This window comes from Nocardioides sp. AN3 (assembly GCF_054653495.1).
Genome location: NZ_BAAIGC010000003.1, coordinates 26,210 through 50,092, shown reverse-complemented (window position 1 = coordinate 50,092; position 23,883 = coordinate 26,210). Strand labels below are relative to the sequence as shown.

General features: G+C 70.5%; 27 protein-coding genes. 20 read left to right on the top strand and 7 right to left on the bottom strand.

The features are described from left to right. Window positions 1-21: 21 nt before the first annotated feature. Window positions 22-246, top strand: coding sequence for a hypothetical protein (locus ACYQ1K_RS04700; protein ID WP_459981658.1), 225 nt, complete (start codon window positions 22-24; stop codon window positions 244-246). Here ACYQ1K_RS04700 and ACYQ1K_RS04695 read toward each other — a convergent pair. Continuing rightward, window positions 236-664 carry a VOC family protein gene (locus ACYQ1K_RS04695; protein ID WP_459981657.1) on the bottom strand — a complete coding sequence of 143 codons (429 nt, stop codon included), beginning with the start codon at window positions 662-664 and terminating at the stop codon, window positions 236-238. The genes ACYQ1K_RS04700 and ACYQ1K_RS04695 overlap by 11 nt on opposite strands. On the opposite strand from ACYQ1K_RS04695, the gene ACYQ1K_RS04690 reads away from it, so the two are divergent. Continuing rightward, on the top strand, window positions 545-1,198 hold the full coding sequence (locus tag ACYQ1K_RS04690) for a fasciclin domain-containing protein (RefSeq protein ID WP_459981656.1): 654 nt from the start codon (window positions 545-547) through the stop codon (window positions 1,196-1,198). The genes ACYQ1K_RS04695 and ACYQ1K_RS04690 overlap by 120 nt on opposite strands. Window positions 1,199-1,291: 93 nt before the next feature. Here ACYQ1K_RS04690 and ACYQ1K_RS04685 read toward each other — a convergent pair whose 3' ends face one another. The 3 genes from ACYQ1K_RS04685 to ACYQ1K_RS04675 are packed head-to-tail and all read right to left on the bottom strand — an operon-like array spanning window position 1,292 to window position 3,003. Beyond that, window positions 1,292-2,032 (bottom strand): GntR family transcriptional regulator, encoded by a 741-nt coding sequence (locus ACYQ1K_RS04685; protein ID WP_459981655.1) that lies wholly within the window; start codon window positions 2,030-2,032, stop codon window positions 1,292-1,294. 26 nt (window positions 2,033-2,058) lie between these two features. Continuing rightward, window positions 2,059-2,559 (bottom strand): flavin reductase family protein, encoded by a 501-nt coding sequence (locus ACYQ1K_RS04680; protein WP_459981654.1) that lies wholly within the window; start codon window positions 2,557-2,559, stop codon window positions 2,059-2,061. Between the two features lie 24 nt (window positions 2,560-2,583). Further along, entirely contained in the window at window positions 2,584-3,003 is a 420-nt protein-coding gene (locus ACYQ1K_RS04675; RefSeq protein ID WP_459981653.1) for an ester cyclase, read from the bottom strand. A 157-nt stretch (window positions 3,004-3,160) separates the two neighbouring features. Between ACYQ1K_RS04675 and ACYQ1K_RS04670 the strand changes: the two genes are divergently transcribed. The 7 genes from ACYQ1K_RS04670 (at window position 3,161) to ACYQ1K_RS04640 (ending at window position 8,578) form a co-directional block, all read left to right on the top strand. After that, complete coding sequence (locus ACYQ1K_RS04670; RefSeq protein WP_459981652.1) at window positions 3,161-3,790, top strand: amino acid synthesis family protein; 630 nt, start codon at window positions 3,161-3,163, stop codon at window positions 3,788-3,790. Beyond that, a complete protein-coding gene (locus ACYQ1K_RS04665; RefSeq protein WP_459981651.1) occupies window positions 3,787-4,338 on the top strand; it encodes an amino acid synthesis family protein in 552 nt (183 codons plus the stop codon). The genes ACYQ1K_RS04670 and ACYQ1K_RS04665 overlap by 4 nt, the downstream gene beginning before the upstream one ends. A gap of 19 nt (window positions 4,339-4,357) precedes the next feature. Continuing rightward, a complete protein-coding gene (locus ACYQ1K_RS04660; RefSeq protein WP_459981650.1) occupies window positions 4,358-5,089 on the top strand; it encodes an alpha/beta fold hydrolase in 732 nt (243 codons plus the stop codon). Continuing rightward, complete coding sequence (locus tag ACYQ1K_RS04655; RefSeq protein WP_459981649.1) at window positions 5,082-6,584, top strand: aldehyde dehydrogenase; 1,503 nt, start codon at window positions 5,082-5,084, stop codon at window positions 6,582-6,584. The genes ACYQ1K_RS04660 and ACYQ1K_RS04655 overlap by 8 nt, the downstream gene beginning before the upstream one ends. 1 nt (window position 6,585) lies before the next feature. Beyond that, window positions 6,586-6,825 carry a tautomerase family protein gene (locus tag ACYQ1K_RS04650; protein ID WP_459981648.1) on the top strand — a complete coding sequence of 80 codons (240 nt, stop codon included), beginning with the start codon at window positions 6,586-6,588 and terminating at the stop codon, window positions 6,823-6,825. Continuing rightward, window positions 6,822-7,868 (top strand): LLM class flavin-dependent oxidoreductase, encoded by a 1,047-nt coding sequence (locus ACYQ1K_RS04645; protein WP_459981647.1) that lies wholly within the window; start codon window positions 6,822-6,824, stop codon window positions 7,866-7,868. Before ACYQ1K_RS04650 ends, ACYQ1K_RS04645 begins: the two co-directional genes overlap by 4 nt. Before the next feature lie 149 nt (window positions 7,869-8,017). Further along, on the top strand, window positions 8,018-8,578 hold the full coding sequence (locus ACYQ1K_RS04640) for a cysteine hydrolase family protein (RefSeq protein ID WP_459981644.1): 561 nt from the start codon (window positions 8,018-8,020) through the stop codon (window positions 8,576-8,578). A gap of 661 nt (window positions 8,579-9,239) precedes the next feature. On the opposite strand, the gene ACYQ1K_RS04635 is transcribed toward ACYQ1K_RS04640, so the two are convergent. Then, a complete protein-coding gene (locus ACYQ1K_RS04635) occupies window positions 9,240-10,742 on the bottom strand; it encodes a purine-cytosine permease family protein (RefSeq protein ID WP_459981643.1) in 1,503 nt (500 codons plus the stop codon). 131 nt (window positions 10,743-10,873) lie between these two features. On the opposite strand from ACYQ1K_RS04635, the gene ACYQ1K_RS04630 reads away from it, so the two are divergent. The 4 genes from ACYQ1K_RS04630 (at window position 10,874) to ACYQ1K_RS04615 (ending at window position 14,586) form a co-directional block, all read left to right on the top strand. Further along, complete coding sequence (locus ACYQ1K_RS04630; protein WP_459981641.1) at window positions 10,874-11,713, top strand: histidine phosphatase family protein; 840 nt, start codon at window positions 10,874-10,876, stop codon at window positions 11,711-11,713. Further along, the gene (locus ACYQ1K_RS04625; protein WP_459981640.1) at window positions 11,710-12,591 is read left to right on the top strand and encodes an NAD(P)H-hydrate dehydratase; all 882 of its coding nucleotides are present in this window, start codon (window positions 11,710-11,712) and stop codon (window positions 12,589-12,591) included. The genes ACYQ1K_RS04630 and ACYQ1K_RS04625 overlap by 4 nt, the downstream gene beginning before the upstream one ends. A gap of 62 nt (window positions 12,592-12,653) precedes the next feature. Then, window positions 12,654-13,880 carry a Mur ligase family protein gene (locus ACYQ1K_RS04620; RefSeq protein ID WP_459981639.1) on the top strand — a complete coding sequence of 409 codons (1,227 nt, stop codon included), beginning with the start codon at window positions 12,654-12,656 and terminating at the stop codon, window positions 13,878-13,880. Continuing rightward, on the top strand, window positions 13,873-14,586 hold the full coding sequence (locus ACYQ1K_RS04615) for a type 1 glutamine amidotransferase (RefSeq protein WP_459981638.1): 714 nt from the start codon (window positions 13,873-13,875) through the stop codon (window positions 14,584-14,586). The genes ACYQ1K_RS04620 and ACYQ1K_RS04615 overlap by 8 nt, the downstream gene beginning before the upstream one ends. A 9-nt stretch (window positions 14,587-14,595) precedes the next feature. Here the strand turns inward: ACYQ1K_RS04615 and ACYQ1K_RS04610 are convergent, their stop codons facing one another. Then, complete coding sequence (locus ACYQ1K_RS04610; RefSeq protein ID WP_459981637.1) at window positions 14,596-15,348, bottom strand: IclR family transcriptional regulator; 753 nt, start codon at window positions 15,346-15,348, stop codon at window positions 14,596-14,598. A 92-nt stretch (window positions 15,349-15,440) separates the two neighbouring features. Here ACYQ1K_RS04610 and ACYQ1K_RS04605 point away from each other — a divergent pair, with 92 nt between their 5' ends. The 4 genes from ACYQ1K_RS04605 (at window position 15,441) to ACYQ1K_RS04590 (ending at window position 18,718) form a co-directional block, all read left to right on the top strand. Beyond that, a complete protein-coding gene (locus ACYQ1K_RS04605; protein ID WP_459981636.1) occupies window positions 15,441-16,223 on the top strand; it encodes a CoA transferase subunit A in 783 nt (260 codons plus the stop codon). After that, entirely contained in the window at window positions 16,220-16,855 is a 636-nt protein-coding gene (locus tag ACYQ1K_RS04600) for a CoA transferase subunit B (protein ID WP_459981635.1), read from the top strand. Before ACYQ1K_RS04605 ends, ACYQ1K_RS04600 begins: the two co-directional genes overlap by 4 nt. A 145-nt stretch (window positions 16,856-17,000) precedes the next feature. Next, a complete protein-coding gene (locus tag ACYQ1K_RS04595; RefSeq protein ID WP_459981634.1) occupies window positions 17,001-18,185 on the top strand; it encodes an ImmA/IrrE family metallo-endopeptidase in 1,185 nt (394 codons plus the stop codon). Further along, window positions 18,182-18,718, top strand: coding sequence for a hypothetical protein (locus ACYQ1K_RS04590; RefSeq protein ID WP_459981633.1), 537 nt, complete (start codon window positions 18,182-18,184; stop codon window positions 18,716-18,718). The genes ACYQ1K_RS04595 and ACYQ1K_RS04590 overlap by 4 nt, the downstream gene beginning before the upstream one ends. A gap of 26 nt (window positions 18,719-18,744) precedes the next feature. Here ACYQ1K_RS04590 and ACYQ1K_RS04585 read toward each other — a convergent pair whose 3' ends face one another. Next, a complete protein-coding gene (locus ACYQ1K_RS04585; RefSeq protein ID WP_459981632.1) occupies window positions 18,745-19,638 on the bottom strand; it encodes a LysR family transcriptional regulator in 894 nt (297 codons plus the stop codon). 65 nt (window positions 19,639-19,703) lie between these two features. Between ACYQ1K_RS04585 and gabT the strand changes: the two genes are divergently transcribed. The 3 genes from gabT (at window position 19,704) to ACYQ1K_RS04570 (ending at window position 23,820) form a co-directional block, all read left to right on the top strand. Next, window positions 19,704-21,035: a 4-aminobutyrate--2-oxoglutarate transaminase gene (gene gabT / locus ACYQ1K_RS04580; protein WP_459981631.1), complete on the top strand. Its 1,332-nt coding sequence runs from the start codon at window positions 19,704-19,706 to the stop codon at window positions 21,033-21,035. Further along, complete coding sequence (locus ACYQ1K_RS04575) at window positions 21,032-22,306, top strand: Glu/Leu/Phe/Val family dehydrogenase (protein ID WP_459981630.1); 1,275 nt, start codon at window positions 21,032-21,034, stop codon at window positions 22,304-22,306. Before gabT ends, ACYQ1K_RS04575 begins: the two co-directional genes overlap by 4 nt. Before the next feature lie 122 nt (window positions 22,307-22,428). Further along, the gene (locus ACYQ1K_RS04570) at window positions 22,429-23,820 is read left to right on the top strand and encodes an NAD-dependent succinate-semialdehyde dehydrogenase (protein ID WP_459981903.1); all 1,392 of its coding nucleotides are present in this window, start codon (window positions 22,429-22,431) and stop codon (window positions 23,818-23,820) included. Window positions 23,821-23,883 lie beyond the last annotated feature (63 nt).

The window sequence follows — 23,883 nt, the reverse complement described above, 5'->3', positions numbered from 1 at the left end:
GAGGCATGGAAGGCGAGAGAGATGGGCGCAGGTGAGCGGTGGTTTGCGACGACCCAATACAAGGTGAGCCGGCTGTCGGAGCGCCGAGGGCTGGAGCCTGTGGTTCATGCCAAGCAGGTGGGAACCCGCTTCTCGGCGTGCGGGCGCGACACCTCGAACTGGGACAAGCGCTGGGAGCCGTTCAGGACCGTGCCGGGTCGCTCCTGCCCGGTGTGCGTGCGTGCGGTGACCGGCGTCAACCGCTGACGGCTCGGCCCGGAGCGTAGGTGCCTGCGCTCCACTCATGACCCTCGGCGTCGAGCACGCGGGACCGTCGAGTGCCCCACGGGGTGGTCTCGGGGGCGATGACCTCGCGTGCTCCCGATGACAGCGCGCGAGCATGCCAGTCGTCCACATCGGCCTCCGCCGACATCCACAGATAGAGCCCACCCCCGGTGCCCCGGCGTCCCCATCCGGATCCCTGTCCTGCTCCGAACCAGCACCGACCACCAGAGTGCGCAGCGGAGGGCTGTGCGCTCGCCTTTCGAGTCGGAGGGACAGCACGATGAACCAGCGTCACCACCTCACGCAGCAGGTCAGGCTCGGTCTGGTCGGCCTGATCGCCGCGACCCTCGCCGGCGCCACGCTCGGCGCCGTGCCCGCCGGCGCCACCACCGCGTCGCATCACCTCGGCCATCGCAGCCTCGCTGCCGTCCTGGCCGCCGACAAGGGCTACGACCACAACTGGAACGACTTCGACATCCTCGAGAAGGCCGTCACCACGGTCCTGGCCGCCAAGCCGAACAGCCCCGTCCAGGTGCTGGCCGATGGCAACACGCGGCTGACGGCGTTCATCCCGACCGACCGCGCCTTCCGCCGTCTCGTGCGTGACCTGACCGGCCGGGCGCCGCGCACGGAGCGCGGCACGTTCCGGGCCATCACCCACGTCGCCAACGTCGACACCCTCGAGGCGATCCTCCTCTACCACGTCGTCCCCGGCGTGACGTTGACCGCGCGCAAGGTGGCCACCCTCAACGGCGCCAGCGTCACCACCGCGGCCGGACCCACCATCACCGTGCGCATCCACGGCCACACCATCCGACTGGTCGACCAAGACCCCGACGCACCCAACCCCCGTGTCGTCGCCGTCGACATCAACAAGGGCAACAAGCAGATCGCCCACGCCATCAACCGGGTCCTGCGGCCCATCGACCTCTGAGACAAGGCGCCGCACCGGGCAGTGGCGTCGCCGGTGTGGGCAACCCGATCGCGGCCTGCGCTCTCCTCGGCAGGCCGCGATCACCTCATGGCGTCAGTAGCGGACGTCCCGCATGGCGCGTGAGGCCCGGCCGATAGCGCCGTTCCCGCCGCCGCCCGCACCGGGGCCGGGGAGGACGCCGCTGGTCGGCAGCCCTTCGAGAAGAGCGCGACGGCTGGCGCGGACGTGCTCGCGCATGACGCGCTCAGCACTGTCGCCGTCCTTGGCCAGGATGAGATCGAGCACCATGTGATGCTCGCGGTCGGACTCGAGCGGGCGCCCGGGCCTGGCCAGGGAGGTCTGGACCAGCCGGGCATAGGCGAGCTGGTTCATCAGCGTCCGGTAGTGGGCCTCGAGCTTGCTGTTGTCCGAGCCCTGGATGAGCAGGTCGTGGAAGTCGTGCACGAGCTCGGCATACCGAAGCCGGTCGTCGCGCTTCACCGCTCGGTCGGCCTGCTCGAGATTGTCGCGCAGGGCGTCGAGCTCAGGGACCTGGCCGCGCTGGGCGAGGAGGCGGGCGGCCGCGCCCTCGAGCAGCTCCTTGATCTCGAAGAGCTCGGTGATCTCGCGACGTGACGGGGCAGTCACGAAGGTGCCCACGCGAGGCCGGATCTCGACGAGCCCCTCGGTCTGGAGCTGCTTGAGCGCCTCACGGACCGGGGTGCGGCTGACGCCGAACTCGTCGGCGAGCGCGAGCTCGGACAGCGCCGCGCCCGCCTCGACCTCGCCGTTGATGATCCGCGTGCGCATGGCGGCGATCACCCGGCCCTGGATGCTGGTCGCTTCCTGAGTCACTCAACTCCCCTTCGTCGTCACGTTGATCATCCCAGAGGACGCAGCTCGTGGCTGTCGAAGAACCTGCCCGCGCTGTAGATCATCGGTGCGTTGTCGGTCACGGCGGCGTGGACGACACGACAGATGAACACGCTGTGCGTGCTGGCGCGGAGGCGCTCCCGGATCTCGACCTCCATCTGGGCGCTGGAGCCCGGCAGCAGCGGTGCGCCACCGTGGGGTCCGGGCTCCCAGTCGAGGGCGGCGAACTTGTCGGTCGCCTTCGAGGCGAACGTCGAGACGACGTCGAGCTGGGCGACCGAGAGGATGTTGATCGCAAGGTGGCTCGCGCGGAACAGGGCGTCGTGGGTGGAGGAGGTGTGCTGGACGCACACCATGACGGTGGGCGGCTCCAGCGAGATGCTCGAGAAGGCGTTGACCGCCAGGCCGCGCGGCGTGTCGCCGTCCATCGTGGTCACCACGGTCACGCCGGTGACGAACTGACGGTTGACCTGCTTCATCACGTCGATGTCGGGGAGCGGGTGGGTCATGGTCGCGGTTCCTGTCATGGCGGTTCAGTCCTGTCCAACGCTGATGATGCCGAGTGCAGTGAGCAGGGCGCGGGGATCCCACGTCACATGCTCCTCGACGATCCGGTCGTCCTCGAAGCGCGCGAAGGTCGCGCCGCTCACCTCGACACGACGGCCCGTGGCGGGCACGCCGAGCAGCGAGCCCTCATGCGTCCCGACGCTGTGCCAGCGGATCGCCGCGCGATCGTCGGCGAGGACGATCTCGTCGATGGTGGTGACGAGGTCGGGGAACGCCGACCGCGTCGCCGTGATCGAGGCCTTGAAGCCAGCCAGGTCGAGGGGCGCTCCGTCGTTCCCGTGCCGCAGGTAGCGCTGGGACATCAGGCCGTCGAGGGCGGTCACGTCGCCCTCGTCCCACGCTGCGCCCCACACCCGCTCGATCCGCTTCCGGCGCTCGTCGTCCACCGTCATCACCTTTCCACTTCCTGGTATGCAACATGACGGTAGGCATGTCACGGCCCCAGGTCAAGAGTTCGCGTAAATCTCACGGAACTGAGCGTGAACTGGCTGGTTTCAAAGGCGGGGTTGCCAGGTGCAACACGGCGTACTAGTGTTCTGTGGCATGCAAGAAGCGATCACGGATTCGGCGGTCTCGGACATCGGCCTCCGCAAGCTGGTGCTCTACCGCGAGGCCGTCGTCTCGGAGGCCGGCAGCCGGCCGCTCGTGCCCGCGCAGCAGGCCAGCGTCGCGGCCGTCATCCGCAACCCGTGGTGGGGGACCGACCCGAGCACGGACCTCTCGGCGATGTCGCGCCGGATCGCTCCGGTCCTGGCGCGCCTGATGACCGAGCGATTGAGCGACGCCCTCGGCGGCGTGGACGCGGTCGAGGCCTTCGGCAAGGGCGCCATCGTCGGCACGGCGGGTGAGATCGAGCACGGGGGCGCGCTGATCCACACGCCGTACTTCGGCAACCTGATGCGCGAGTTCCTCGACGGCGAGTCCATCATCTGCTTCGCCGACGCCCGCGCCGGCGCCGGCGAGCACCTCGTCGTGCCGCTGTGGCACAAGACCGCGGCCGCCACCCGTAGCCACTACCAGACCGTGACGGCCCGCGTGCCCGACGGGCCGCGACCCGACGAGATCGTCGTCGTCGCCGCCGCTTCCACCGGTCCTCGTCCGCATGCGCGGATCGGCGACCGTCTCACTGATCCGCACGTCACCAGCAACAACGTGGAGGTTGTCCTGTCATGAACATCCGCAAGATCGTCACCGTCGTCGAGGAGCTCTTCGAGGAGGGCGGCCGTCCGGTCTCGCCGTCCGCGCGCGTGGCCGTGGTGGCCGCCGTCATCGAGAACCCGTGGGCCGGCCAGGGCTTCGTCGAGGACCTGGCTCCCGGCATCGACGCCCACGCCTCCGACCTGGGCGCACTCCTGGCCCCCGCGGTCCTCGACGCGCTCGGCGACAAGGCCGAGGCCTACGGGAAGGCCGCGATCGTCGGCCTCGACGGCGAGATCGAGCACGGCTCGGCCCTCATCCACACGCTGAAGTTCGGGAACCACTTCCGCGACGCCGCCAATGCCACGACCCTGCTGCCGGCCGTGGAGAAGCGGGGACCCGCGGGCGTCGTCTTCGACATCCCGCTCAAGCACATCACCGACGCCACGATCCGCTCGCACCACCAGAGCTTCGAGGTCCGGATCGCGGACGCGCCCCACCCGGGCGAGATCGTGGTCGCACTCGCGGCCGCCGCCCAGGGCCGGCCGCAACAACGACTCGCCGCCCTCTCGACCGAGCAGTGACATCCGAGCGGTGAGCGTGATGAGCAAGCCGACGCTGGTCCTCCTGCACGGCGTGGGTCTCGACCACACCGTGTGGGAGCCGCTCGCCTCGATCCTCGCCGACCGGTTCGATGTCGTGGCGTTCGACCTCCCCGGCCACGGGGCCGGCGGTCCGGTCCCCGAGGGGCTGACCCTCGCCGACCTGGCCGGCCAGGTCGCCGGCCAGGTCCCGGAGGGCTCCCACCTCGTGGGGTTCTCCCTCGGGGCGCTCGTCGCGCAGCATCTCGCGATCCACCGTCCGGAGCTCGTCGCGACGCTCACCTCGGTCAGCTCGGTCTGCCGGCGTACCGATGCCGAGCGGACCGCCGTACTCCATCGCCTGGAGGTCGCCGAGGGCGACCTCGCGGCCAGCTCGGAGGCGTCGATCGACCGATGGTTCATCGGCAGCGACGTGAGCGCGGCATGGGTCGAGCGCACCCGCGCCACGCTGGCCGCCAACGACCGCGACTCGTTCCTGCGCTGCTACCGCGTCTTCGCCACCGGCGACGCCGAGGTCGGCCCGGAGCTCGCCCGCATCTCGGCGCCGGCGCTCGCGATCACCGGTGCCGACGATCCAGGCTCCACGCCCGAGATGACGCGCCGGCTCGCAGCGGCCATCCCCGGCTGCCGCGCCGAGATCGTCCCGAACACCCGCCACATGCTGCCGCTCGAGCGCCCCGGCGCCCTGGCTGCGGCGATCACCGCACTGATCGGAGACCAGATCCATGTCTGAGCAGAGCACGGACGCGCTGCCGCGTCGCGACCATTACATTGCGGGCGAGCGCGTCGCGCCCTCGTCCGGCGACTACTTCGTCAGCTACAACCCCGCGACCGGTCGGCCGCTCTACGAGGCGGCCCGTGGCAACGCGGAGGACGTCCGTCGCGCGGTCGCCGAGGCGCGCAACGCCTTCGAGGACCCCCGCTGGCGCGATCTGAGCCAGACCAAGCGCGGGCACCTGCTGCGTCGACTCGGCGACCTGATCGCGGAGAACGCCGAGGAGCTCGCCCGCATGGAGAGCTCCGACAACGGCAAGCTGCTCCGCGAGATGCGGGGGCAGCTGGCGACGCTTCCGGAGTATTACCACTACTACGCGGGGCTGGCCGACAAGATCGAGGGCGCGGTCATCCCGACCTCCGACCGCCGGGTCCTCAACTACACGATGCGCGAGCCGCTCGGCGTCGTCGGAGCGATCACGCCGTGGAACTCGCCGCTGACCCTCACGACCAGCAAGGTCGCGCCCGCCCTCGCGGTCGGCAACACCGTCGTGATCAAGCCGTCGGAGTACACCTCGGCCACGATCCTGCGCCTCGCTGAGCTGGTGGTCGAGGCGGGCTTCCCGCCCGGCGCGGTCAATGTCGTGACAGGGTACGGCGCCGAGGCCGGCCAGGCCCTCGTCGACCACCCCGACCTCGCCAAGATCTCCTTCACCGGCAGCACGGCGACCGGGTCGCGCATCGCCGCCGCTACGGCGAGCCGCTTCATCGGCTCGACCTTGGAGCTCGGCGGCAAGTCGCCCAACATCGTCTTCGAGGACGCGAACATCGCCAACGCCGCGATGGGCGTCGTCGCGGGCATCTTCGCCGCGGCCGGCCAGACGTGCATCGCCGGCAGCCGGGTCTTCGCCCATCGCTCCGTCTACGACGAGCTGCTCCAGCGCGTCGCGGACCGTGCGCGGAGCATCAAGATCGGTGACCCGCTGGCGGACGAGACCGAGCTCGGGCCCCTCGCCTTCGAGACCCAGCGGGACAAGGTCGCTCAGTACGTCGACCTCGGCCGCGACGAGGGCGCGAAGGTGCTGACCGGCGGCCGCGCGTCCGACGGCGGCCTGGGCGGCTACTTCTACGAGCCGACCATCCTCGTCGACGTCAACAACGACATGCGCGTCGTGCGCGAGGAGATCTTCGGCCCCGTGCTCGCGATCATGCCGTTCGACTCCGAGGAGGAGGTCGTCCGGCTCGCCAACGACACCGAGTACGGCCTCGCGGCAGGCGTCTGGACCACGAACCTGGCGCGGGCACACCGGATGGCGACCCGCCTCGAGGCGGGCACCGTGTGGGTGAACACCTATCGGGCCATGTCGCCCATGTCGCCGCGCCAGGGCTTCAAGACCAGCGGCGTCGGCATCGAGCACGGGACCGAGACGATCAAGGAGTACACCCGCCTCAAGAGCGTCTGGATCAACACCAGCGAGGACGCGGTCGCCGACCCGTTCGTCATGCGGAGCTGAGATGCCCCACGTCGAGATCACCATCGGCGCAGGACGCAGCGACGTGCAGCTGCGCTCGATGATCCACCGTGTGCACTCTGCCCTGGTCGAGACCGTGGGCGCACGACCCGACCACGTCCGCATCGTGGTCAACGAAGTAGCCAGAACACACTGGGCGACGGGCGACGTCACCCTGCAGGAGATGGACCTGGCGAACGGCACGGCCGTCGCGTCGGAGCCCGAGGAACAGGAGCAGTCGTGAGATTTTCATTGTTCGTGCACATGGAGCGCTGGGACGACAGCGTCGACCACCGTCAGCTCTGGGAGAACCTCGTCGAGCTGACGCTGATGGCGGAGCAGGGCGGGTTCGGCACCGTCTGGATCGGCGAGCACCACGCGATGGAGTACACGATCTCGCCGAGCCCCATGCCGCAGCTGGCCTACCTGGCCGCGCGCACCTCGACGATCCGCCTGGGTGCGGGGACCATCATCGCGCCGTTCTGGAACCCCATCCGCGTCGCGGGTGAGACGGCTCTCCTCGACGTGATCAGCAACGGCCGCGCCGAGGTCGGCCTCGCCCGGGGTGCCTACCAGTTCGAGTTCGACCGCATGCTCGGCGGCCTCCCGGCCACCGACGGCGGCAATCACCTGCGCGAGCTGGTGCCGGCCGTGCGCGAGCTCTGGCAGGGCGACTACGCCCACGACGGGGAGATCTGGCAGTTCCCGACGTCGACCAGCGTCCCGAAGCCGATCCAGCAGCCGACGCCGCCGATGTGGATCGCCGCCCGCGACCCCGCGTCGCACGACTTCGCGGTCGCCGAGGGCTGCAACGTGATGGTGACCCCGCTGATGAAGGGCGACGAGGAGGTCGTCGATCTCAAGAGCAAGTTCGACACCGCCATCGCGAACCATCCCGAGGTGACGCGACGGCCCGAGATCATGGTGCTGCGCCACACCCACGTGCACGCCGCGGACGACCCGGACGGTTGGCGGCCCGCCGCGGAGGCGATCGGGAAGTTCTACCGGACCTTCGACGCCTGGTTCGGCAACAAGACGGCGCCGACCGACGGCTTCCTCGAGCCCAGCCCGGAGTCGAAGTTCGCCGAGCGTCCCGAGTTCGAGCCCGAGTCGCTGCACAAGACGGCGATGATCGGCACGCCGGCCGAGGTCATCGAGCGTCTGCGCTACTACGAGGAGCTCGGCATCGACGAGTTCAGCTTCTGGATCGACAACAGCATGAGCCACGAGGACAAGCGCCGCTCCCTCGAGCTCTTCGTCAACGAGGTCGTCCCCGCCTTCCAGTGAGGCGCTGATACTGGACCTACGCCCCCGCGCCCCGCGCCGATCCTGCGATCGGTGCGGGGCGCTGGTGGCATCTCCGCAGATCTCGCCCACGCGGAGCCCCGACCCGCGGAGCATTCACGCTCACCCCGTCCCCTGCACCAGGAGGCACCATGTCCGAGGCCGCCGCCTCGCCCTGGCTGGTCGTCGTCGACATCCAGCACGTCTTCACCGACCCCGCGAGCGGCTGGTACGCCGAGGGCGCCGATGCCGCCGTGGAGGTGATCGGTGACCTCGCACCGCGGTTCACGGGCCGCACGGTGTTCACCCGCTTCGTGCGGGACGAGGCCGAGCAGGGCGCCTGGCGCGACTACTACGACCGGTGGACCGAGTTCCGCATCCCGCCCGACGACCCGCGTTGGGACCTCTCGATGCGGCGTACGCCGGATGCGCCCGTCGTCGACGAGCCGACGTTCTCCAAGTGGACCGACCGGCTGCGCGAGGTGGTCGGTGACGCCGACTTGGTGCTCTGTGGCGTGGCGACCGAGTGCTGCGTCCTCTCGACCGCCTTCGGCGCGGCCGACGCGGGCCGCTCCGTGACGGTCGTCGCCGATGCGTGTGCCGGCGCGACCGTCGCGGCTCACCACGCTGCGCTCGAGCTCATGCACGCCAACGCGCCGCTCATCACGGTGATGACGGCCGCGGAGCTCGTCGGGACGTCGTTGCGCGCCTGAGTGCGTCCCGAGGTCGGCCGCGGGAGCTGCTGGCGCTCGCGCGTGGCCCTGTCGCGGGTGCCCGCGCGTGTGTCCCCGCGGGGCACCTGCCACGTGCGCTCCGGGCCCGGGCCGCTCCAGGCCGTCCGCTGGCCGCGGCGTGGCTGCCGTGTAGCAGCGCCGAGCCGCCGTGTCGCAGTGTGGGCTGCAGGGCGCTGCTCGTCGCGCGCCGTCGGCCGATCGGTGTCACCTCGACCACACGCCGACGCCGCTCGCTGCACAGCGATGCCGGGAAGCAATTCCAGGTCACAGTCAATCGACTGTGACCTGGAAGTGGTTCAGCGACCCGGTCGTCGTTCGTGGCCCGGGCCGGTGGCCGGGTGCCGGTGGCCGATGACCCCTGGCCGTGGTCCCTGGCCGTGGTCCCTGGCCGTCGTCGGTAGCTGCGGCCGCGGTCGACGTGCCCCACCAGCACGCCCTCGCCGACGTGCTTGGAGACGAGTGCCCTGGGACTCCAGAGGACGCATCGGATTCGCAGGGCGAGCCTCCTTCGGATATGCAGATCGACCCCGATCCGATGGGACCAGGGCCGATCTGTCGGGCCGCTCAGCGGCGACCGACTCAGCGGCGACCGACTCAGCGGCGACCGACTCAGCGGCGACCGAATCAGCGGGCGCCCCGCTCAGCTCTGACGGAGGAGGACCTGATCGTCCGGACCGCCGGCGCTCTGCACGCCGACCGTGCCCGAGTGAGCCATCGCGGCGGCCTCGCGTCCCTTCAGCTTCCACAGGGTGGGCAGCCGGTAGGTCGCCAGGTAGGCCACGCTCCCGACGGCGAAGCCGACGAAGTAGGACAGGTCGCCCCATTCGGGGTGGGCCTTGGCGATCGGGCCGACGTAGAAGGACAGGTTCCAGAAGGGGACCGAGGCGAGGGCGCCGACCAACCAGGCGACGAAGCCCCACTCGAGAATGCGCGTGGCGTCGAAGAGCTCGGCGATGCGCGCCCGCTGGTGCCGGTGGCCGAAGACGTAGTCGAGCATCAGGATCGCGCCGAACGGAGCGATGAGGTAGGCGCCCATGAAGAGGAAGTTCTTGAACTTCGCCTCGAAGTCGGCCGAGGCCCAGAGGCTGATGACGTAGGCGACCGCGCAGATCACGATGACGGCCGTCCGACGGCTCACGGGGATGCGCAGTGTCTGGACCGAGATGGCGCCCCCGTAGACGTTGAGGAAGTTCTGCGAGAAGGAGGAGATCATCACGACCAGCAGCGCGACGACGTGCCACGGGCCGGTCATCCGCACGAGCGCCTCGATGGGACTCTCGCCGGCCTGGGCCGAGCTGCCGAGCAGCGCGCCTGTGATGCCGAGCCAGGAGAGGGAGACGAAGTTGCCGAGGAAGGTCCAGAAGCCCGTCGCACGGCTGACCTTGTCGTTGTCCGGCAGGTAGCGGGAGTAGTCCGAGGCGAAGGGCCACCAGGCGATGAGGAACGAGAGGAAGTAGCCACCGAACGTGATCCAGCCGCCCACGCCCCCGATCCACCACGCCGCGTGGGAGTTGGTGGAGAAGCCGCCCTGCCAGCCGCGGCTGACCGAGACGACGCTGATGATCGCGAACCCGACGAACAGCACGACGGCGAGGATCCGCTCCAGGAAGTGGATCATGTTGTAGCCGTAGACCGCCACGACCAGCTGGAGGCTCACCAGCACGAGTGCGCCCAGCCAGTAGGGGATCGCCGGGACGAGCGCGTGCGCGGCCTGTGCCCCCAGGATGACCGTCACGGCGGCCCAGCCGATGCCGGCGAAGACGTTGACGTAGGCGACCGGCACGAAGTTGCCGAAGAAGCCGAGCGGTCCGCGCGCCTGGATCTGCTGGGCGACGCCGAGTCGCCCACCCATCCGCGACATCACGCCCATCACGAGCGAGCCGGCGAAGGCCCCGGCGAGGATCGCGGTGACCGACGACGTGAGCGAGAGCCCGAAGCTGACGGCGATGAAGCCGAGCACGATGATCGGGAAGTTCATGCCCGCGGCGAACCAGATGAAGAACTGGGAGACCGGGCGCCCGTGCCGCTCGGAGTCAGGGATGGCATCCACACCGTACGGCTCGACCGCTGCCACGCGGTCGCGGTAATGGAGGTCGGTGGCTCCGCCTACGGGTGCTCCGGGTGATGGTTGCTGAGGGTTCATGAGTTCGACCTCCGGACGACTGAACGATGGTGACGCGCCGCGATGACGATTGCCAACGCCTTGCATACAAGAAGACGTTATGTGCGCCACAGTCCCCCTGTCAATACTTCACATAATACGCTCATCTATGAATGTCTCTTGGCATGCCAAGGACTGTATTCGGCCCTCTGGCATGCAAGAACCGATCGCCGACCCGAGCGCGACCAAGAGACGTTCCTGGCGCGCGGCGTTGGGTACGAAGTGGCGTGGAACCACGATGGTGCACGCGACCGGACTCCCTGACGTTGGTCCGGCATGGCGAGAGCATGGGCAACCGAGCCGACGCGGCGGCCAGGAGCGCCGCATCGGAGGAGCTCGACCTTCACGACCGCGACGCGGACGTCGAGCTGTCCCCGCTCGGCAGGGACCAGGCCGAGGCCGTCGGACGATGGCTCGCGGAGGCCCCGCAGGAATGGCGTCCGACCCTGGTCGTGACCTCGCCGTACCGCCGAGCGGCCGAGACCGCTCGGGTCGCCCTCGGACACACCGAGCTGCCGCTGGTCGTCGACGAGCGGGTGCGGGAACGGGACCTCGGAATTCTCGACGGGCTGACGGGCCGGGGGATCCGCGCGCGGTATCCCGAGGAGGCGGCGAGGCGGGACAAGCTCGGGAAGTTCTACTACCAGCCGCCCAGCGGCGAGAGCTGGGCCGACGTCGTGCTCCGCGTGCGCAGCTTCCTCGCCGATCTGGGACACGGCTACGACGGTGAGCGCATCTGGGTCTTCAGCCACCAGGCCGTGATCATGGCGTTCCGCTACGTGCTCGAGGGCATCGACGAGCAGCGCCTCCTCGAGATCGACCGGGAGGTGCAGATCCCCAACGCCTCCTTCACACGATTCCGCTGCTCCGGAGACGGGTTCGAGCTGGAGACGTTCGCCGACACGCGAGCGGTGGGGGAGCACTCCGTGGTGACGGAGGAGGACAGCGCATGATCGCGAAGGCCCCTGAGGTCGTCACCCCGGCGCGGTTGCGTTCGTGGCCCCTCTCGGAGCCGGGCGTGGGCAAGGAGTCGCGCGGCACGTTGCTCGTCCTGGGCGGCAGTGCGACGACGCCGGGCGCCGTCCGCCTCGCCGGTGAGGCCGCGCTCAGATCAGGGGCCGGCAAGCTCGTCCTCGCCACCGCCCGTTCGGTGACCGCTGCGCTCGGCGTCGCGGTCCCAGAGGCCCGGGTGCTGGGGCTCGACGAGGACGAGGACGGGTCGGTATCACAGACCGCAGCCCCGGCCATCGTCGAGGCGGCCGCAGGAGCCGATGCGCTGCTGCTCGGTCCGGGGCTCGCCGACCCAGACGCAGCTGTCGCCCTTCTGTCGGCGATCCTGCCGCGGGTTGAGGGGCCGGTGGCGATCGACGCGCTCGGCACGGCGTACCTCACCGCGCATCCCGACGGCCTCGCGCACCTCGAGGGCGCCGCGGTGGTGACCGCCAACATCAAGGAGCTCGCGCTCATGCTGCAGCGTGAGGAGGACGAGACCGCCGAGAGCACGGCCGAAGCCGCCCTCGAGCTGGCGCAGCGCGCCGGCGCGGTCGTGGTGGCGGGCGGAGAGGGCAAGCACATCGCCGCACCGGACGGGCGGGTGTGGGTCGTCGAAGGGGGCGGCCCGGGCCTCGGAGTCTCGGGCTCGGGTGACGTCCAGGCCGGCATCGCTGCCGGACTCCTCGCCCGCGGTGAGGAGCCGGCCAAGGCGGCGGTGTGGGCGGCCTACCTGCACGCCCGCGCAGGGGAACGGCTGGCAGGCTCGGTCGCTCGGCTGGGCTACCTCGCCCGCGAGCTGCCTCCCACGCTGCCGCGCGTGATCAGCGAGGTCAGTTGAGGCCTCGTCCCCCGGGAAGAGGTCTTCGGCAGTCAGGCTCGTGACAGGTATCGGGTGCTGTCATGGAGAGCATGCCGGTTCCCTCGGTCCGCTATCGGGTGGCGCTGCGGCTGGCCCGGGTCGCGTCCTGGCTCTCGCGGACGCTGACCCGCGGGTCCGGCCACGTCATCGGCGGCGCCGTGCTCCTCCGACTGGCCTCACGCGATGTGGCCGCCCAGGCGCGCTCCCATCGGATCACGATCGTGTCCGGGACCAACGGCAAGTCGACGACCACGGCGATGATCGCGGCCGCGTTGCGCCGCCACGGGCCGGTCTCGACCAACGCGGACGGCGCCAACACGCCACACGGGTTGGCCTGGCTCGTCGCCACGGCGACGAGCGACGACATCGTGGCGGAGGTGGACGAGGCCTGGGTGCCGTGGGCCGTCCGCATGCTCAGACCGCAGCGGGCGGTCCTGCTGAACCTCAGCCGCGACCAGCTGCACCGCAAGCCGGAGATCCTCCCCCTGGCCGAGGCGTGGCGGCGCGCCATGCGTCAGGTGCCGCACGTCGTGGCGAACGCCGACGACCCGGCCGTGGTGTGGGCGGCCAGCGAGGCCGCCGCCGCCGACTATGTCAGCGCAGGACCGAGGTGGGTCCACGACTCGGTCCTCTGCCCGCGTTGCGACGACGTCCTGCGCGATCGCGCCGGCGACTGGTCGTCCTCCTGCGGCCTGCGCCGGCCTCGGCCCTCGACCGAGGTGCGCGCCGGCCTGATCCACGTCGAGGGCACTCCGCTGCAGGCGTACGACGCACTTCCGGGCGAGGCGAACCTGGCCAATGCGGCCACGGCCGTGGCGGCTGTGCGCGGCCAGGTCCCCGCCGAGACCGCGCTGGCGGCCATCGCAGCGGGCGTCCACGACGTGGCGGGTCGCTACCGGGACGTACCCGTGGACGGCCGACGGGTCCGCCTGCTCCTGGCGAAGAACCCGGCCGGCTGGCAGGCCGTCCTGGGCATGCTCCGCGACGGCGCGTCGACACTGCTCGCCTTCAGCGCCGACGGTGTCGACGGTCGCGACGCCTCGTGGCTCTACGACGTCGACTTCGAGCGTCTCCGGAGCCGTCGGGTCGTGGTGACGGGACCACGTGCGACGGACCTCGCCACCCGCCTCCACCTGGACGGGCTCGACCCCGACCAGACTGTCGCCTCGGTCCTCGACGGCGTCCGGGCGCTGCCTCCGGGCGACGTCGACCTCGTCGCCACCTACACCTGCTTCCAGGCCGCGCGGCGGGAGCTCCACCTTGCCTGACCTCGCCGTGATCGTGATCTACCCCGACCTGCTGGGGTTGTACGCCGATCGCGGCAACGCGCTCGCGTTCCGCTTCTGGGCCGGTCTGCGCGGTCTGGACACCGAGATCATCGACGTCGCACCCGGCCAGGCCATCCCGGCGACCGCCGACCTCTACATCCTCGGTGGTGCGGAGGACGCCTCGATGTCCGCGGCGATGTCGTTGCTTCGCGAGCAGCCTGGACTCGTCCATGGCATCGACCGCGGGGCATCGGTGCTCGGGGTGTGCGCCGGCCTGCAGCTCCTGGGGGAGTCCTTCGTGCAGCGCGACGGCACGATCGTCCCGGGGCTGGGCCAGCTCGGGGTGACCTGCCGTCGGCTGCGCGGACGCCGAGCCGTCGGGGAGGTGGCACTCTCCTCCCCTCTGCTGGGCGAGGTGCAGGGGTTCGAGAACCACCGTGGTGACGCGCGCCTGGAGGTGGGCGCCCTCCCGCTCGGCACCGTCGTCCACGGCATCGGCAGCGGGCACGACCATGTCGAGGGCATCGTCCAGGGGAACCTCATCGGCACCTACCTCCACGGCCCGGTGCTCGTGCGCAACCCGGCCATGACGGACTTCTTCCTCGCCAACGCGACCGGGGGCCCGTTGCCGCCGGTGCAGGACGAGCTCATCGAGCAGTATCGCGCCGAGCGTCGTGCGGCGATCCGACATCGGCGCGAGCGATGACCACCGGCCTCAGCGAAGCGCCTTCCCGATCTCGTGCGCCGTCTGCAGCGCCAGCGGCCCGAGCCGGCGCCGGCGCTCCGCGCTGAAGCGCTGCTCGATGCCGGTGAGGCTGACCGCCCAGCGCGGTCGGTCGTGCTGGTCGAAGACGGCCGCGCCGATGCCCCAGCTGCCCTCGACGAGCAGGCCGGGGTTGACGGCGTACCCCTGGCGTCGTGTGCGCTGGATCCGCTCGCGGACCGCGTCGGCGGCGTGCGTCGAGCCGTACGTCGCCTCGAGGGGGGCGCTCGCCAGGTAGCGCTCGATCTCGGGCTCCGGGAGGTAGGAGAGGATCGCCAGCCCGGCGGACGCAACGCCGAGCGGGAAGCGGATGCCCTCGTGCAGGACATGGGAGCGGATCGGGAAGCTGCCGTCCTCCCGCAGCAGGCAGACGGTCTCGTCGCCGCGTCTGATCGAGAAGAACGCGCTCTCGCCGGTCGTCTCCGATAGTCGCTTGATGAACGGCTGGGCGACGTCGGTGACGTCGTACCGGCTCGCCGCCGTCGTCCCCAGCAGGTAGAGCTCAGGGCCGAGTGACCACAGGCCCTCGGTGGTGCGGTCGACGAGGCCGATCTGCCACAGGGACATGAGGAGCCGGTGGACGGTGGGTCGCGCGAGCCCGGCCGACGTGGCGACGGCGGACGTGGTGAGACCGTTCGGCTCGCCGCTCGAGACGCTCTTGAGGACGAGGCCGATGCGTCCGACGACGTCCGGCGGCGTGTTCACTCAGTGAACGATACCGCCGTGGCGGGTTTGTCGTCCGAGCAGATGCCGCCGAGGGGCTTGATGTGTCGGGCGGCAGCCCTTTCACTTCCGGCATGGACAAAGTCGTCTCCTCAGCAGACGCCGCGGTGTCCGTGATCCCGTCCGGCGCCACCCTGGCGGTCGGCGGGTTCGGTCTCTGCGGCATCCCGTCGGTGCTCATCGGTGCCCTCCACGACGCCGGCACCCGCGACCTCGAGGTCGTCTCGAACAACGCGGGCGTCGACGACTGGGGCCTGGGCATCCTCCTCTCGGCGCACCGCCTGCGCCGCGTCGTCGCCTCCTATGTGGGGGAGAACAAGGAGTTCGCCCGGCAATACCTCTCCGGCGAGCTCGAGGTCGAGCTGACACCCCAGGGCACGCTCGCGGAGCGGATGCGAGCGGGAGGCTCGGGCATCGCGGCGTTCTACACGCGCACCGGCACCGGCACGCAGGTCGCCGAGGGCGGCATGCCGTGGAAGTACGACGCCTCCGGGAACGTCGAGATCGCCTCGCCCGCCAAGCCGACTGAGACGTTCGACGGGCTGGAGTACGTGCTCGAGCGGGCGATCGTCGCCGACTTCGGCCTGGTCCGCGCGTGGAAGGGCGACCGGCACGGCAACCTGGTGTTCAAGGACGCCGCCCGCAACTTCAACCCGGTCGCGGCCATGTGCGGCCGGTTCACCATCGCGGAGGTGGAGGAGCTTGTCGAGCCAGGCGAGCTGAACCCCAACGACGTCCATCTGCCCGGGGTCTACGTCCACAGCGTGGTGGCGCTGACGCCCGAGCAGGCCGCTGAGAAGCGGATCGAGAAGCGGACCGTTCGTGCGGCTGCGTCGACCGAGGGAGGTGCCCAGTGAGCTGGACCCGCGAGCAGATGGCGACCCGAGCAGCCCAGGAGCTGAAGGACGGCGACTACGTCAACCTCGGCATCGGGCTGCCGACGCTGGTGCCGAACTATGTCGGCGACGACGTCGAGCTGGTGCTCCAGTCCGAGAACGGCATCCTCGGCACCGGCGCTTACCCGACCGACGACCAGGTCGACCCCGACCTGATCAACGCCGGCAAGGAGACCGTGACGGTCCGCAAGGGCGCGAGCTTCTTCGACTCCTCGATGAGCTTCGGGATGATCCGCGGCGGCAAGATCGACGCCGCGATCCTCGGTGCGATGCAGGTCAGCGCGGCCGGGGACATCGCCAACTGGATGATCCCCGGCAAGATGGTCAAGGGCATGGGCGGCGCGATGGACCTCGTCCACGGCGCGAAGAAGGTCATCGTCCTCATGGAGCACGTCGCGAAGGACGGCTCCCACAAGATCGTCGAGGAGTGCTCGCTGCCGTTCACCGGACGAGGCGTCGTGCAGCGCATCATCACCGACCTGTGCGTGCTCGACGTGACCCCTGACGGTCTCGAGCTCGTCGAGCTCGCGCCCGACGTCACCGAGGACGAGGTGCGCGCCAAGACGGAGCCGCCGGTCCGTACGGCGAGCTGAGGGCGGCCCTGCCGCCACACGACGCTCGGGCGGTGCGCCTCAGCCCGTCGACACCTCGTCGATGCAGAGGATGGTGTCCTCGCTGTCCGTTAGCCGGTCGCGGCGCACGCGCCTGCTGTCGGCGGAGCTTGATAGAGTCCTCGTGTTGGGATTATCCCAACGCGAGGAGGGCGAGCTGACGGTGGAGGATCAGATGGAAGCCATCGGCGAGCGCATTCGGTCGCGCATGTCGCCGGGCTCAAGCCAGCGGCGACTGGCGGCGGACGTCGGCATGCCCCCGGACGCCCTCTCGCGTGCGCTCAATGGTCAACGAGGTTTCGCGCCACTGGAGCTGGCTCGAATAGCCGATGCATTGGGCGCAGACATCCATTGGCTGATCACGGGGACCTCCGACCCTCTCCGTGTCGACATCGCAGCCCGCCATGCGTGGGACCCGCTTCGGGGACAGCGAGTCAATCCCGGGCGCGAGCGCGACGAGCAGATCTTGCAGAACGTCGTCCGTGCCTACCGAACGGCCTATCCCGAGGGTCCGCCTGCGTCGACATCATTGCCGACGGATCCCCACGAGGTGCGCCGGTTGCTGCCGGCCGAGTTCGTCCGGGGGTTCGCAGATGTGGCCGAGCGGTGGCTCGGCGTCGACGTGATTCGCGTGCCCGATGTCTCGACCGACTACTCACTCCGCATCGGCGCGCGAGGCGTCATCCTGCTTGCCTCGACGCCCCACTGGTTCCGGTCGAACTGGTCACTGGCGCACGAGATCGGCCACCTGGCTCTCGGCCACCACGACGACGGCGCCCACCCCGAACGTCATGAACGGCCTGCGGACACATTTGCAGCGTCGCTCCTCCTGCCTGAGTCGTTCCTGGCGGGGCCCGCGTGGGCGCGGCTCACTCGGAAGGAGCTCGCCACTGTCGTCTGGGAGTCGGGCGTGTCGACCGAGGTTCTACGCCGGCGACTGCGCGACCTCCGCCTGCCCGTTGACGAGGACATCCGCGAGGCGTTGGGGCAACCGACTCAGCGGCTGCTGCGCAGCCATGTCGACTCTCTCGGGGGCGGCGAATGGGGTGATCCGATTGCGAACCGGGAGCGAGACTCCTCGGCGCGACGCTTTCCGCTTGGACTGTTGTCCGCACTGGCGGGCCGAGTCGAGCAAGGAGTCGCCGATCCGCGCGTTCTCGCCTGGGCGCTCGACGTGCCCATCGACGAGATCGACTTTCCGGAACCGGACGACGGGGCGGGGGACGCGTACGTAGAGGTGCTTGCGACTCGCTCGAGCGCTGCGGAGTGGGCCCAGGCTTTCCGTGAGGGTCGGTCGCCGGAGCAGCGTTGACCGACTCAGAGCTCGACTGGCACCTGATCAAGTCCAAGGAGACCGCCCGAGAGCTCCAAGGATTCACCTGCACGACCGACCATCCCCGCACTCCGCGTGGGAGGCGACTTCCTCACCCACGCCCGTGGGAGTGGGAGGCACAGCGGCATCTTCGATCGGCAGACCGGCACCTCCGTCACGGCGACGATCTGCTCGTGGGTCGTGTCGGCTCTGGCGCCCTCGGAGCTGCGGCACATGTCGTCTACGACGACGACTCGAGCCTCCTCGTCGCCAACATCCAGGCCCTCGGCGTCGGCTTGAGCCTTCGACAGCAAGGAGGGGTGACGGCAGATGAAGCCTTCGCGGTCATCCGCAGATTCGCGGAGCTGGAGGCGGACGTCCGACGCTGTACGACCCTGGTCCTGGCCGGCAAGGTCCATCGACAGAATCTGGCGAGCCAGTACGCGTGTCTACGCGCCGGCCTCGAGCCCGTCTCCGGGTCGGTCGCCGATTATCAGACGTGGGCATTGCGCATCGACAAAGACCCCGCTTGACAGTGAATCGGCCCCGGCAGCGCCACTCACGGCGCGACCTCGGGTCCATACCGCTCGACGCAGAACGCGGCCAGCCGGTCGGCGAGCTCCGCGAGCGCGTCGGCCGCGTGGTGGCGGGGGTCCCAGGCGGCGTACAGGCGGATCTGAACGGGCCCCGCCGGGCCCCCGATGTGGAGCGGCACCAGGTCGAAGCGCGGGTCGTCGGTGACCACGGCGACACCGCGCCCAGCGGCCGCGATGGCCTGGGCGACCTGGGCGTTGGTGACCTCGACGACGTCGCCGTAGCCGACGCCGGCCGCCTCGACGGCGCTGTCCAGCAGCGCCCTCGGGGTGAAGTCCGGCGCGAGGAGGACGAGCCGGCGCTCGGCGAGCTCGGCGACCCGGACCGCGCGGCGCGACGCCCAGGCGTCGTCGCCGCGCACGTAGGCCCACACGGGCAGGACGGCGAGCGTCCGGGAGGCCACCGAACGGGGCGGGCGGCGGGTGATGAGCGCGAGGTCGGCGCCGGAGCGCAGGGCGGCCACGGCGCCGCGCGGGTCCACCTCGCGCACCATCGGCAGGGGGTCGTCGGCGCCGAGGGTCGCGAGGAACGGCGCCAGCACGTCGGTCAGGGTGGTCGTCGGCGCGGCCAGGTGCAGCGCGGAGAGGCGGCCGGAGGCCAGCGCCTCGGCCGCGCGCTCGACCTGGCTCGCGTGGCTCAGCAGCCCTCGGGCGACGCCGAGGAAGTCCTCGGCGGCGGCGGTGAGCCGCAACCGGCGCCCCTCTCGTTCGAAGAGCCGCAGCCCGACCTGGTGCTCCAGCTGACGCAGCTGCCGGGACAGCACGGGCTGGGTCACGTGCAGCTCGGCGGCCGCCCGCGTGGCCGAGCCGGCGTCCGCGGTGGCGACGAAGTAGCGCATTAGGCGAAGATCGATGCTCACAGAGCATGAGAATAGTGCCGAACAAGTCTTGGACATCAACTGTCATCGGGACCCACCCTGGTTCCATGAGCAGTGATCTGGAGCAGACTCGTCACCTCGCCACGGCGATCCCGGGCCCGAAGTCGATCGAGCTGATGAAGCGCAAGCAGGCCGCGGTGAGCCCCGGCGTCGCCACCACCATGCCGGTCTTCGCCACGCGAGCCAACGGCGGCATCGTCGAGGACGTCGACGGCAACCGGCTGATCGACCTCGGGTCGGGCATCGCGGTCACCACCGTCGGCAGCAGCGCTCCCCGCGTCGTCGAGGCCGTCAGCGCGCAGGTCGCGGCGTTCACGCACACCTGCTTCATGGTGACGCCGTACGAGGGCTATGTAGCCGTCGCCGAGAAGCTGGCGGAGCTCACGCCGGGCGACCACGAGAAGCGCTCGGCGCTGTTCAACTCCGGCTCCGAGGCCGTCGAGAACGCTGTCAAGATCGCGCGCGCCCACACCGGCCGTGACGCCGTCGTCGTGTTCGACCACGCCTACCACGGCCGCACGAACCTCACGATGGCGATGACGGCGAAGAACATGCCCTACAAGAAGGGCTTCGGTCCGTTCGCCGGCGAGGTCTACCGCGCGCCGATGTCCTACCCCTTCCGTGACGCCGATGAGATCGACGGCAAGCTCGCCGCCGAGCGTGCGGTCGCCCTCATCGAGGCACAGGTCGGCGCCGACCAGGTCGCGGCGCTCGTCATCGAGCCCGTCCAGGGCGAGGGTGGCTTCATCGTGCCGGCGCCGGGCTTCCTCGCCGCGCTCGCCGAGTGGTGCCAGACCAACGGCGCCCTCTTCGTCGCCGACGAGGTGCAGGCAGGCTTCGGCCGCACCGGCACCTGGTTCGCGGTCGAGCACGACGGCGTGGTCCCCGACCTCATCGTCAGCGCGAAGGGCATCGCCGGCGGCCTCCCGCTCTCGGCGGTCACCGGTCGCGCCGAGATCATGGACAGCGTCCACGGCGGCGGGCTCGGCGGGACGTACGGCGGCAACCCCCTCGCCTGCGCCGCCGCCCTCGCCGTCATCGAGACCATCGACTCCGACGGCCTGCTCGAGCGCGCCCGGCAGATCGAGGAGCGTCTCGTCGGCCGGCTCCGCGAGCTGCAGGCCGCCGACCCGCGGATCGGCGACGTGCGCGGCCGCGGCGCCATGATCGCGGCCGAGTTCGTCGACCCGGCCACCGGCAAGCCCGACGGTGCGCTCGCCAAGGCCGTCGCGTCCCACGCCCACAGCAACGGCGTCATCGCCCTGACCTGCGGCACGTGGGGCAACGTCATCCGGTTCCTCCCGCCGCTGAGCATCTCCGATGAGCTGCTCGACGAGGGCCTCGCGATCATCGCCGATGGTCTGGCGAACGCCCGATGACCGCCGTCGACGAGGTCGCGACCCAGGTCGAGCGCACCGTCCTGGATGACGCGCGCGAGCAGTTGGCGGCCGCGGTGGAGACGTTGGAGCTGGGTCCGGCGGTCTTCTCGATGCTGGCCGAGCCGCGTCGGGAGATCAGCGTGAGCATTCCGCTGCGTCGCGATGACGGCACCACCGAGGTGCTGCGCGGCTACCGCGTGCAGCACAACTACTCGCGTGGCCCGGGCAAGGGCGGCGTCCGGTTCGATGCCCGGGTGGACCTGGATGAGGTCCGCGCGCTGGCGATGTGGATGACCTGGAAGTGTGCCCTGCTGGATGTGCCCTATGGGGGTGCGAAAGGTGGGGTGCGGGTCGACCCGCGTCAGTACTCCACGGCGGAGCTGGAGCGGATCACCCGGCGCTATACCTCCGAGATCGCCCCGGTGATCGGGCCCGAGCACGACATCCCGGCCCCCGACATCGGCACCGATGAGCAGACCATGGCGTGGATGATGGACACCTACTCGGTGGGCCAGGGCCACACGGTGTTGGGTGTCGTCACCGGGAAGCCGATCGCGTTGGGCGGGTCGCAGGGTCGGGCCGCGTCGACGTCGCGTGGTGTGGTGGCGATCGCGGTGGAAGCGCTGCGCTATGTGGGGATCCCGGTCGCCGGTGCCCGGGCGGCGGTGCAGGGCTTCGGCAAGGTGGGTCGTGGCGCGGCCCGGTTCCTGGCCGAGGAGGGCGTCTCGGTCGTCGCGGTGAGCGATGTCTACGGCGCGATCTACCAGGCGTCGGGTCTGGACGTGGCCGCCGTGGAGCGGCATGTGGAGGAGACCGGCAGCGTGGTCGGGTTCCCCGGTGCCCAGCCGATCGACGGCGCCGAGGTGTTGACCGCCGAGGTCGACCTGCTCGTGCCCGCGGCGGTCGAGGGCGTGATCCACGGTGGCAACGCCGGCGATGTTCGGGCTCAGGTGATCGTGGAGGGCGCGAATGGTCCTTTGACCGCGGAGGCCGACCGGATCCTGGAGGCCCGGGGCGTTCTGGTGGTGCCCGACATCCTCGCGAACGCTGGTGGGGTGGTGGTGTCCTACTTCGAGTGGGTGCAGGCCAACCAGTCCTACTGGTGGAGCGAGGAGGAGGTCAACCAGCGTCTGGTGGACCGGATGACCCGGGCCTGGGGTGACGTCCTTGCCTATGCCGGCGATCGCCGGCTGACCCTGCGTCTCGCGGCGACCTGCATGGCCGTCGAGCGCGTCTACCGAGCACATGAGCTGAGAGGCCTCTACCCGTGACCGACCTGAGCACCCGTCCTGAGAATCTGGCCGAGAATCTGGCCGAGAACCTGGCCGCGGCCGAGGCCGTGTCCGCGACCATCGCCGCGCTTGCGCCCGCGAGCGGCGTCCTCATCGGCGGCTTGTGGCGCCCTGGCTCCGCAGGCGTCTTCGACGTCGAGGACCCGGCGACCGGCAAGACGATCGCCTCGGTGGCTGACGCCGACGCCGCCGACGCGGTGGCCGCCGTCGACGCAGCCGCCGAGCGGCTGCCGGCGTGGGCGGCCGTGCCGCCGCGCACCCGCAGCGAGCTCCTCAGCGGCGTCCGCGACCTCATGCTGCGCGACGCCGACCAGCTCGCCGAGCTCATCGCGGCTGAGAACGGCAAGTCACTGGTCGACGCCCGCGGCGAGGTCACCTATGCCGCGGAGTTCTTCCGGTGGTACGCCGAGGAGGCCGTGCGTCCCCACGGCGACTTCGGCTCCTCCCCGGCGGGCGGGACGCGCACGATCGTGACCCACAAGCCGGTCGGCGTGGCCGCGCTCGTGACCCCGTGGAACTTCCCCGCGGCGATGGCGACCCGGAAGATCGCGCCCGCGCTGGCGGCTGGGTGCACGGTCGTCCTCAAGCCGGCGGCCGAGACGCCGCTGACGGCCCTGGCCATCGCGCGGCTGATCGCCGAGGCCGGCGTACCCGACGGCGTGGTCAACGTGGTGCCCGGCACCGACGCGCCGGCCATCGTCACGGCGCTCCTCGAGGACCCGCGGGTGCGGAAGATCTCCTTCACCGGCTCGACCGGGGTGGGCCGGATCCTGCTGCGCCAGGCAGCCGACCGGGTCGTCAACACCTCGATGGAGCTGGGCGGGAACGCGCCGTTCGTCGTCACCTCGAGCGCAGACGTCACCGACGCGGTCGAAGGGGCCATGATCGCGAAGTTCCGCAACGGCGGTCAGGCCTGCACCGCGGCCAACCGGCTCTACGTGCACGCCGACGTGGCCGACGAGTTCACCGCCCGCTTCGGCGCGGCCGTCGAGGCGCTGCGCGTCGGTCCCGCCGCGGACGGCAACGACGTCGGCCCGCTCATCTCCGCCAAGGCGCTGGCCGGGGTCACCCGGCTGGTCGATGAGGCGGTCGAGCGCGGTGCGGTCATCGCCCATCAGGCACCGATCCCCGACGCGGGCGGTCACTTCTACCCGCCGGTCGTGCTCACCGGGCTCTCGGTCGACGACCCGCTCCTTGGCCAGGAGATCTTCGGTCCAGTTGCACCGATCGTGGTCTGGGACGACGTCGACGAGCTGCTCGCCACCGTGAACGACACCGAGTTCGGGCTCGCGGCGTATGTCTTCGGAGAGCTCGCCGAGGCGCTCAAGATCGGCGAGGCGCTCGAGGCCGGCATGGTCGGCGTCAACCGAGGACTGGTCTCCGACCCGTCGGCGCCCTTCGGCGGGTTCAAGCAGAGCGGCATCGGCCGCGAGGGTGCCCGCGCGGGGATCGAGGAGTACCTCGAGACGCAGTACCTCAGCGTGGCCTGGTAGCACTCAGTCGAGAGTGGCGGATGGTCGCAACTCGCCGCACGTCGGCGCTGCGACCATCTGCCA